Below are 10,291 nucleotides of genomic sequence, written 5' to 3' on the forward strand. Positions count from 1 at the left end.
AAGTTAAACAAAATTGTGGTATTGAACGCTGTCAGGCTCGCACGAGCCGAGCGCAAAGAAATCATATTTTTCTCGCTATTTCTGCGTGGTTTGAACAACATAAACGTCGTATATCTGAAAAAATAACCCTTTATCAACAAAATTGGGACGTAATCAAAAATGCTATTGCTGAGCACATCCGTGTTTTATTAGCGTACCCAAATTAGTTTTGTGCGAAACTAGTGTATTATTAATAAATAGGAATTAGATAGTGAGTTTTGGTTATTGTAAATAGTCGCAGTATTATGTTTCACTCATTATTAATAGTAATGATGTAAAAATAACCAGCTAAATTGATTTTAATTAATTTAGGTATGAGCAAATAATCAACTATGTTATTCTGTTGGCAAAATAAACTTTTTTTGAAAAATTATGCTATTTGAAGCTAATTGTTAAATTTATTTAAATAACAAAAAATTATTTTAGGATAGAGTAGTTATGATGACGCCAAAAACCAAGATTATCATTGTCGGTGGTGGGGCAGGAGGATTAGAACTCGCAACCAAGTTGGGGCATAAATTAGGACGCAAGAATAAAGCTGAGATTATATTAGTTGATCGCAATCAAAGCCATTTATGGAAACCTCTACTGCATGAAGTTGCGACAGGCTCTTTAGATGATGGAGTAGATGCTCTGAGTTATTTGGCGCATGCCCGTAATCACTATTTTCATTTTCAATTGGGTTGTTTGACAAATATTAATCGTGAAAATAAAACCATTACGCTTGCAGCGATACATGATAAGGAAGGCCAATTATTAGTTCCTGAGCGGCAATTAGATTTTGATATTTTAGTGATGGCGTTAGGCAGTGTGTCTAATGATTTTGGTACCGCCGGTGTAAAAGATCATTGTATTTTCCTGGATAACCCACAGCAAGCACATCGTTTTCATGACGAAATGTTAAACTTATTTCTCAGTTATTCGGTGCGACATAAACCGGATGATAAGATTAATATCGCCATTGTTGGTGGTGGCGCAACTGGGGTGGAACTTTCTGCTGAACTCTATAATGCTATCGAGCAATTAACCAGTTATGGTTTTGAAGGCTTGGATAAGGAAGCGCTTAATGTAACACTGGTTGAGGCGGGAGAGCGTATTTTACCGGCATTACCGGTACGGATCTCAACAGCTGCACATCATGAATTAACCAAATTGGGTGTTCGTGTTTTAACGCAGACCATGGTAACTAGTGCGGATAGAGATGGCCTTAACACTAAATCGGGAGAAAAAATTAACGCCGATCTTATGGTTTGGGCTGCGGGTATTAAAGCACCTGATTTTATGCACCAAATTGGTGGCTTAGAAACTAATCGAATTAACCAATTAGTCGTTAAACCAACACTACAAACGACGCTAGATAATGCTATTTTTGCTATTGGTGATTGCGCATCTTGCCCTAAAAAAGAAGGTGGATTTGTACCTCCTCGCGCCCAAGCTGCACATCAAATGGCCACTTTGTGTTATAAAAATATCCTGGCATTACTCGATCATAAAGCGTTGCAAGAGTATGTTTATAAAGATCATGGTTCTTTAGTCTCATTGTCTCGTTTTAGTACGGTTGGCAGCCTAATGGGAAATTTAGTGCGCGGTGATATGATGGTTGAAGGGAAAATCGCTCGTATCGTCTATATTTCACTTTATCGTATGCATCAAATAGCGTTACATGGTTATATTAAAACCGGATTGATGATGTTAGTGGGTAGTATTAATCGTATTATTCGACCTAGATTAAAATTACATTAATTTATGCCGATCACCATTAATAATAGCAAATTTGATATTAACCATCGCTTCTTACTGTAATCAAAATAAGAAGCGATGAGTTAATTTATACTTGGTGTGACTGAAAATCAGTTATTAATTGTCTTACGAAAGTGAGCCTTTCAGCATAATTGATTAGTGGTTTAACAAATTTCAATTTATTAGGCCCATCTAGCCGATAAATATCAGCTGAGTTTTGCAGTAACTCGATAAGAAAAGTCGCCTTTACTTTATTTTGTTCACTAAATTCAATAAATCCGCCTTTTTCGTGAGCTTCTATTCGTTTAATGCCTAATGCTTGTGCATGCATCCTGATGGCAGTAGATTGTAGTAACTGCTTGCCTGCATCAGGCAGGCTACCAAAACGATCAATAAGTTCAATTTTTAACTCATCCAGCTCATTGTCATTTTTGGCGCTGGCAATTCTTTTATAAAACGATAATCGGAGATTTACGTCGGGAATATAGTCATCCGGCAGTAATACCTGCATTCTTAACTCAATTTCACTCTGTTGGCTGGTAAGTTCTTCTAAAGAAGGCTCCTTACCTTGCTTTAAAGCCTCAACGGCGTTTTCTAGCAGTTCCATATAAAGTGTAAATCCGATGGTGGTCATCTGTCCGCTTTGTTCTTCACCGAGCAACTCACCAGCGCCGCGAATTTCCAGATCATGAGTAGCCAATGCAAAGCCAGCGCCAAGATCTTCTAGTGCTGCGATCGCTTCAAGCCGTTTTTGCGCGTCACCCGTCATAGCTTTCGGGTGTGGTGTTAAAAGATAAGCATAAGCTTGATGATAAGAGCGGCCAACTCTGCCACGCAATTGATGAAATTGCGCTAAACCAAAATGATCTGCCCGTTCAATAATAATAGTATTAGCGGTAGGAATATCGATTCCGGTTTCAATAATGGTGGTGCAAATTAATACATTAAACCGTTGTCGATGGAAATCGGTCATTATCCGCTCCAGATCTCTTTCGCGCATTTGACCATGGCCAATTACAAAACGCGCTTCAGGTACCAGCGACTCTAAACGCTCTTTGGCTTTCTCAATATATTTTACATCATTAAACAGATAGTAAACTTGTCCACCCCGTAATATTTCACGCAAAATTGCTTCCCGCACAATTAAATCATCATATTGACGAACAAAGGTTTTAACCGATAATCGACGAGAAGGCGGAGTGGCAATAATCGACAGATCACGCATGCCACTCATTGCCATATTAAGGGTTCGAGGAATAGGTGTTGCCGTTAATGTTAGAATATCAACATTAGCTCGCATCGATTTAATTAATTCTTTATGGCGAACACCGAAGCGATGCTCTTCATCAACAATTAATAACCTAAGTGTTTTCCAACGGATATCATTTTGCAGTAATTTATGGGTACCAATTAAGATATCCACTTTTCCTTCAGCCGCTGCGTTGATAATCTGTTGCTGCTCTTTGTTACTACGAAAGCGTGACAGCATTTCAATCTGTACTGGCCAGTTTGCAAAACGGTCGCGAAAATTATCGAAGTGTTGTTGTGCCAATAGCGTTGTAGGTACCAACACGGCAACTTGTTGATTATTGGTTATTGCCAGGAATGCTGCTCGCATTGCTACTTCGGTTTTACCAAAGCCGACATCACCACAAACTAAGCGATTCATGGCAATGGGTTGACACATATCACTTAAAACGGCATTAATTGCCTGTTCTTGATCAACGGTTGTTTCGAAGGAAAAACCTTGGCAAAAAAGCTGATATTGCATTTTATCGTGCTTGAAAGCGAAACCTGGCTTTATGCTACGCTGAGCATGGAAATCTAACAGTTCGGCCGCCACATCACGAATTTTTTCAGCTGCTTTTTGTTTCGCTTTAGTCCAAACATCACCACCTAACTTATGTAGTGGTGCACTTTCATCACTGCCGCCACTATAACGGCTAATTAAATTTAGCGATGAAACCGGAACATAAAGTTTATCATTGCCTGCATAAGTCAGCATTAAGTACTCAGCTTGAATACCACCTGCGGCTAAAGTGGTTAAACCTTGATAACGTCCAACCCCATGTTCAAGGTGAACAACCGGTTGTCCGGGGCGTAACTCTGCCAGATTACGGATCAATAAATCGGTATTAATCGGTTTACGTTGTTCAGTATGACGTTGAATAACCCTTTTACCTAAAATATCGCTTTCACAAATAAGAGCGATTTGTTGATCCTGATTAGTAAAACCCTGTTCAGCAGCCCCCATGGTGATATAAAAGCCTGGATTATTGGCCTCATGCAGCATTTTAATCTTAATTGGGTTGATTTTTATTCGTGCTAATAACTCTAGTACCGTTTCACGCCGTCCGGCACTTTCTGCAGAAAAAATAATTCGGCCAGCAAAATTTTTGCTGAACTGCTCCAGTTTATCAAGTGGGGCTTTATTTTGCTGGCTGATACTTAAATCAGGTAAAGCTAAGTAGGGCAGGTTAGTATTGCCTGCTTTTTGACCGACCGGTTCAACTGAAATTTTGATACGTGGCCAAGTTTTAAGGGCGTGATTAAGTTGTTCGCTATTTAGCCAAAGTGTATCAGGCGGTAGTAGTGGGCGAATGGGATCAACATTTCGGCTCTCATAGCGCTGATAAGTGTCAGCCCAAAATCTACTAGCTGCCGCGGCTAAATCTTGCGTGATCAATAAAGTATTAGCAGGCAAGTAGTCAAATAAAGAAGATAGTGGTTGATTGAAAAAAAGAGGCTGCCAATATTCAATTCCCGCTGGCATTATTTTTTTACTAATTTGTTGATAGATATGCTCAGGATCACGCCGTACGTCGAAATGTTCACGCCATTGGCTACGGAATAACTCAATAGCTTTATCATCTGTTGAGAATTCGTGAGCGGGCAGTAGATTTATCTGCTCAACTTCGCTGATAGTCAGTTGACTATCAACATCAAAAGTTCTTAAGCTATCAATTTCATCATCAAAAAAGTCAATCCGATGTGGATTATCGCTGCCCATCGGAAAGAGATCAAGTAACGCTTCACGAGTAGCATATTCACCATGTTCGAGTACTTGTTCAACATGTCGGTAACCGACTTTATCAAAATTGTTGCGCAAATTTTCACGTGAGAGCTTGTCGCCTTTATGCATGACCAGTGCATTGCTGATTAGGAAATCAGCAGGGCAAACTTTTTGCATTAATGTGTTAACCGGAACAATTAACAAACCTTTTGTTAAGGTTGGTAGTCGATAAAGATTGACTAAGCGCGCAGAAATAATTTCTTGATGTGGTGAAAAACTATCATAAGGTAGTGTTTCCCAATCCGAAAGCATTGTCACTGAATTTTGCGAAAATTGTTGTATTTCATCACATAATTTTAAGGCATTATGCGTATCTTGAGTGATCAAAACGACAAGACCTTGATGGCGTTCGACAATATCAGCACACTCAACAGCGGCTGCCGCGCCAATTAGACACCCCAAATGGCGTGTATCACCTTGCTTTTTGGGTAGTTGGTAATAATATTTTGCCGGCATAAGGATTAATTAATTCTCATTGATAGAAATTGTAATACTTGTTTTGTTGACACTAAAACAAACGAAAAATAGTCTAATCTGTTAAGTTAGATATAAAAAATCGTAAAACTTTGGCCTAGGGTGGTTCCATTCAGTGACGCTACCCTTTATTATCGCCAAACACTTTGCTTTGGCAACAGAGGTATATCGGATTTCATGTCTCAGTCTGTTATCTTTTATATTGGTCTACGTTACATGCGTGGACGAACAGGCGACCGATTTGGTCGGTTCGTATCAAGTTTATCTACGATTGGCATTGCATTAGGCGTTATGGCATTAATTACCGTCACTGCTGTTATGAATGGTTTTGAACGTTCATTGCAGCAGAGTATTTTAGCATATATGCCACAGGCTATTTTAACGACACCTAAAGGTAATCTCAATCCTAATCAATATCCAGCAAAAAATGTAACCTATCTAGAAGGAATCGAAAGCATTGCCCCAATTGTAGAAAGTGATGTTGTATTGCAAAGCAGCCAAAATGTGGGGGTTGCGGTCATGATTGGCGTTGATGAAAAGTCAACCGAGCCTTTGTTAAATCATTTGCAAGATGTTGATCCTTCAGTATTAACTGCCGGTAGTTACCACGTTATTTTAGGCGTAAAGTTGGCTGAACAGCTTGAGCTAAAGAGGGGGGATCAATTGAGATTAATTGTCCCAGGTGTTAGTCAACTTACGCCAATGGGCAGAATACCCAGTCAGCGTTTATTCACGGTAGCCGGTTTTTTTGCTACTGAAGGTGAAGCCGATAATAGCGAATTATTGGTTAATCAACAGGACGCGGCAAGATTAATGCGTTATCCGATCGGTAATATTACGGGTTGGCGTCTTTATCTTAAGGCACCTTTAACCGTTGATAGCTTGAGTCAACAGACGTTACCAGCAGGTATGGTATGGCAGGATTGGCGCGAACGAAAGGGTGAGTTTTTTCAGGCAGTGAGAATGGAAAAAAATATGATGGGATTATTATTGAGTCTCATTATTGCCGTGGCAGCCTTTAATATTGTTACTTCACTTTCATTATTGGTTATGGAAAAACAGTCTGAAGTGGCTATCTTGCAAACATTAGGTTTAAAGCGGGGCCAGATTATGGCTATTTTTATGTTACAGGGAGCAGGAGCAGGCATCATTGGTACCATCATTGGAACATTATTAGGTCTATTTATCGCAAGCCAGCTTAATATAATTATGCCTATGTTAGGTTTGTTAGCTAAAGGAATCGAATTACCGATATCTATTGATCCTGCTCGTATTATATTAATCGCTTTATCTTCAATCGCTATCTCATTATTGGCCACCCTTTATCCATCTTGGCGTGCAGCCACCGTTCAACCTGCAGAGGCTTTACGTTATGAATAATTCTCCGCTATTAGTTTGCCAAGACCTCTGTAAATGTTATCAAGATGGCAAAATTTCAACTAATGTACTTAAAAATATCTCCTTTTCAATCAATAAAAGTGAAATGATGGCAATTCTGGGTAGTTCAGGTTCTGGCAAGAGTACACTACTGCATTTATTGGGTGGATTAGATACGCCAACTAGCGGTGATGTCATTTTTGATGGTAAAAAAATTAGCTCACTTTCTACCAATGGAAGGGCTGAACTACGCAATCAGAAGTTGGGGTTTATTTATCAATTTCATCATCTATTACCGGATTTTACTGCGTTGAAAAATGTAATGATGCCATTATTAATTGGCGGAATGACACGTGTGAAAGCGCAGCTAAAAGCGAGTGAGATGTTAGCAGCAGTAGGTTTATCACATCGAGTTAATCATCGCTCCGCTGAATTATCTGGCGGTGAGCGGCAGCGAGTTGCAATTGCTCGGGCAATTGTTAATGAACCTGCTTTAGTACTGGCGGATGAACCGACCGGTAATTTGGACTTACACAATGCAGATGTCATTTTTGATTTATTAATGGATCTTAATCGACAAAAAGGGACGGCATTTTTAGTTGTGACTCATGATTTGCGACTTGCCGGTCGTTTAACTCGTCAGCTGGAAATGCGGGATGGCTATTTACAGGATGATCCGAGCTTAATAGGAGTGCAATGATCATGGCGGAATTACCCCGTGCGTTAAAAATTGCACTTCGTTTTAGTCGAGGTAAAAAAAGAGCTGGTTTGGTTTCATTGATCTCGATTATTTCTACACTGGGTATTGTGCTTGGCGTTGCAGTGTTGATTATTGGCTTAAGTGCAATGAATGGTTTTGAACGTGAATTAAAAAATCGCATACTTTCAGTTGTCCCTCATGGACAAATTGCGGCAGTCAATCAGCCTTATTTAAATTGGCAAGCTGATTTAGCTAAGGTTCGACAAACACAAGGGGTTGTTGGTGTATCACCTTATATTAATTTTACTGGGTTGCTCGAAAAGGGGAGCGCATTGAAAGCGATCCAGGTAGCCGGTGTTGATTTATCGTCAGAGCGATCAGTTAGTTCGTTACCTGATTTTATCTTGAATGATGCCTGGCAAAAATTAAAACCTGGTAATAACGAAATTATTTTAGGTCAAGGTGTGGCAGAAACATTAAAAGTTTCGCCTGGGGATCATATTACCATCATGATCCCTAATCATGATGATAAATTACGTATTCAGCAACCGAATCGAATTAGTGTCACGGTTATTGGCGTATTCAAATTAAATGGTATGTTAGATCATCAGCTGGCAATTGTGCCATTGCAAGATGCGCAGCAATATTTAGCCTATGGTGATGGTGTTACTGGTTTTCAGATCAGTGTGAATGATGTTTTTCCTGCCAATAAAGTGGTTTACGATGCCGGAATAAATACTGGCCATTATGTCACTATTAAAAGTTGGATAGCGGATTATGGTTACATGTATAACGATATTCAAATGGTGCGTGGCATCATGTATCTGGCTATGATTTTGGTAATTGGTGTCGCCTGTTTTAATATTGTCTCTACGCTGGTAATGGCAGTGAAAGATAAAAGCACCGATATTGCGGTGTTGAGAACACTCGGTGCTAAAGATAGTTTTATTCGTGCTATTTTTTTATGGTATGGATTAATAACGGGAATGGTTGGTTGTTTTATTGGTATGTTAGTCGGGATTTTTATATCACTAAATTTAACGACTATCATTAAATGTATAGAAAATATTGTTGGTCATCCTATTTTATCAGGTGATGTTTATTTTATCGATTTTTTACCCTCTGAGCTCCATATTACCGATGTATTTTATGTCATGTTAACAACATTAATTTTAAGTTTACTTGCAAGTTGGTATCCAGCTAAACGGGCAACAAAAATAGATCCGGCGCGAATTTTAAGTGGGCAATAATCGTTGTTGTTTTTGCTGTTATTATCTAAAAGAGGCGATGGTTTGATTGAAAGTAATGGGTCGTTTAGCATGAAAAAGGATACTGTCCAATGATGCGGTTTTATTGTCGACTTAGAAAGTTACGTAAAAAGAAAAACTTACATCGACAAAGATTTCGTTGTTGCCTTTTTTACCGAGACAAACAGTTGATTGATAAGATGAAAACAAAAAAGTTGTCGTATTAACCGGTGCCGGGATTTCAGCTGAGTCTGGAATTCGTACTTTTCGCGCAACGGATGGTTTATGGGAAGAACATCGGGTTGAAGATGTTGCAACACCTGAAGGTTTTGTTAGAGATCCAGAATTAGTACAACGTTTTTACAATCAGCGGCGTTATCAATTACAGCAAGCGGATACAAAACCCAATGCAGCCCATCATGCTTTAGCAAAATTAGAACATTTCCTGGGTGATAATTTTTTATTAGTTACGCAAAATATCGATAACTTACATGAAAAAGCGGGTAATAGACGGATTGTTCATATGCATGGTGAATTATTAAAAGCTCGCTGCTGTCAATCAGGTCAGGTTATTGAATGGAAAGGAGATCTAACAACCGATGATCGTTGTCACTGTTGCCAATTTCCTCAACCTTTGCGTCCCCATATTGTCTGGTTTGGTGAAATGCCACTAGGTATGGAGGTGATTTATCAGGCTTTATCATCCGCGGATATTTTTGTCGCAATTGGTACATCGGGACATGTTTATCCTGCCGCTGGGTTTGTACATGAAGCTAAACTTGCTGGTGCACATACCGTTGAATTGAATCTTGAACCCAGTCAGGTTGAAAGCCAGTTTGATGAAAAACATTATGGTGCTGCCACAAAAATTGTTGAAAAATATATTAGCGGGCTACTTGCAGAGCTCAAAGTATGATTAAGTAATAATGCATTTTATTAATATATCTGCTAAAACTGATTTGACGCAATAATTGTCATTAATTCCTTTCGCATAATGCGGTAATAGCTCATTGGGGGAAGAGAAATGGATAGGCTTTTAGAGCGTTTTTGGGAATATAGTGCGATTAATACTCAATCAAAGAGCTACACTAAATCTAAGCCCAGCAGTATAGGCCAGGCAAAATTAGCAGAGTTATTATTGACCGAACTGACAGAGCTAGGAGTTTCTACTAGCGAGTTGCTAGAAAATGGCTGTTTAATGGCGAAGCTGCCTGCCAATATTGAACATTCGGTTCCTGCGATTGGCTTTATTTCCCATCTTGACACTTCACCCGATTTTGTTGGTAAAAATGTTAAGCCACAACTGATTGAAAATTATCGTGGCGGTGATATCGCGTTGGGTATTGGCAATGCGGTGTTATCACCAGTAATATTTCCCATTTTGCATGAAATGATAGGTAAAACGATAATTACTAGTGATGGTAAAACGTTATTAGGGGCAGAAAATAAGCAACTGTCTTGACCAACAAAATTACGTAGTAACCTGATGGTAGGATTCATCCCATTCTTCGTTCTTTCTGAGCATCGCATTCAGGATGGTCAACAGTTTGCGCATGCAGGCAACCAGAGCGACTTTTTTGGGTTTTCCGGCTGCAACCAACCGCATGTAAAACACCTTTATCACCGGGTTGAAACGGGTTG

General features: G+C 39.3%; 5 protein-coding genes and 4 pseudogenes. 7 read left to right on the forward strand and 2 right to left on the reverse strand.

Annotation, left to right across the window (positions count from 1 at the left end):
* A pseudogene (locus tag CBG25_RS09135) lies at nucleotides 1-206 on the forward strand (hypothetical protein); the annotation flags it as partial.
* A gap of 271 nt (nucleotides 207-477) precedes the next feature.
* A complete protein-coding gene (locus CBG25_RS09140) occupies nucleotides 478-1,782 on the forward strand; it encodes an NAD(P)/FAD-dependent oxidoreductase (protein ID WP_290606170.1) in 1,305 nt (434 codons plus the stop codon).
* An 85-nt stretch (nucleotides 1,783-1,867) separates the two neighbouring features.
* Here the strand turns inward: CBG25_RS09140 and mfd are convergent, their stop codons facing one another.
* Nucleotides 1,868-5,308, reverse strand: coding sequence for a transcription-repair coupling factor (gene mfd, locus CBG25_RS09145; protein WP_290606172.1), 3,441 nt, complete (start codon nucleotides 5,306-5,308; stop codon nucleotides 1,868-1,870).
* 195 nt (nucleotides 5,309-5,503) lie between these two features.
* Here mfd and lolC point away from each other — a divergent pair, with 195 nt between their 5' ends.
* The 5 genes and pseudogenes from lolC to CBG25_RS09170 form a co-directional block, all read left to right on the forward strand.
* Complete coding sequence (gene lolC, locus CBG25_RS09150) at nucleotides 5,504-6,706, forward strand: lipoprotein-releasing ABC transporter permease subunit LolC (RefSeq protein ID WP_032116457.1); 1,203 nt, start codon at nucleotides 5,504-5,506, stop codon at nucleotides 6,704-6,706.
* A complete protein-coding gene (gene lolD / locus CBG25_RS09155; protein WP_290606173.1) occupies nucleotides 6,699-7,403 on the forward strand; it encodes a lipoprotein-releasing ABC transporter ATP-binding protein LolD in 705 nt (234 codons plus the stop codon). Before lolC ends, lolD begins: the two co-directional genes overlap by 8 nt.
* Before the next feature lie 2 nt (nucleotides 7,404-7,405).
* Nucleotides 7,406-8,653 (forward strand): lipoprotein-releasing ABC transporter permease subunit LolE, encoded by a 1,248-nt coding sequence (lolE, locus tag CBG25_RS09160; RefSeq protein ID WP_290606174.1) that lies wholly within the window; start codon nucleotides 7,406-7,408, stop codon nucleotides 8,651-8,653.
* Between the two features lie 89 nt (nucleotides 8,654-8,742).
* Nucleotides 8,743-9,566, forward strand: a pseudogene (gene cobB, locus CBG25_RS09165) (Sir2 family NAD+-dependent deacetylase).
* Between the two features lie 108 nt (nucleotides 9,567-9,674).
* Nucleotides 9,675-10,100 (forward strand): annotated as a pseudogene (locus tag CBG25_RS09170) (peptidase T); the annotation flags it as partial.
* 21 nt (nucleotides 10,101-10,121) lie between these two features.
* Here CBG25_RS09170 and CBG25_RS09175 read toward each other — a convergent pair.
* Nucleotides 10,122-10,291: pseudogene (locus CBG25_RS09175) on the reverse strand (IS110 family transposase); the annotation flags it as partial.

The sequence above is a fragment of the Arsenophonus sp. ENCA genome (genome assembly GCF_002287155.1).
Taxonomy (GTDB): Bacteria; Pseudomonadota; Gammaproteobacteria; order Enterobacterales; family Enterobacteriaceae; genus Arsenophonus; species Arsenophonus nilaparvatae.

Bases quoted from the DNA above. Each gene is read 5' to 3' on its own strand.
- lolD (WP_290606173.1), top strand. From the start codon at position 6,699: ATGAATAATTCTCCGCTATTAGTTTGCCAAGACCTCTGTAAATGTTAT.
- mfd (WP_290606172.1), bottom strand. From the start codon at position 5,308: ATGCCGGCAAAATATTATTACCAACTACCCAAAAAGCAAGGTGATACA.
- lolE (WP_290606174.1), top strand. From the start codon at position 7,406: ATGGCGGAATTACCCCGTGCGTTAAAAATTGCACTTCGTTTTAGTCGA.
- lolC (WP_032116457.1), top strand. From the start codon at position 5,504: ATGTCTCAGTCTGTTATCTTTTATATTGGTCTACGTTACATGCGTGGA.
- CBG25_RS09140 (WP_290606170.1), top strand. From the start codon at position 478: ATGATGACGCCAAAAACCAAGATTATCATTGTCGGTGGTGGGGCAGGA.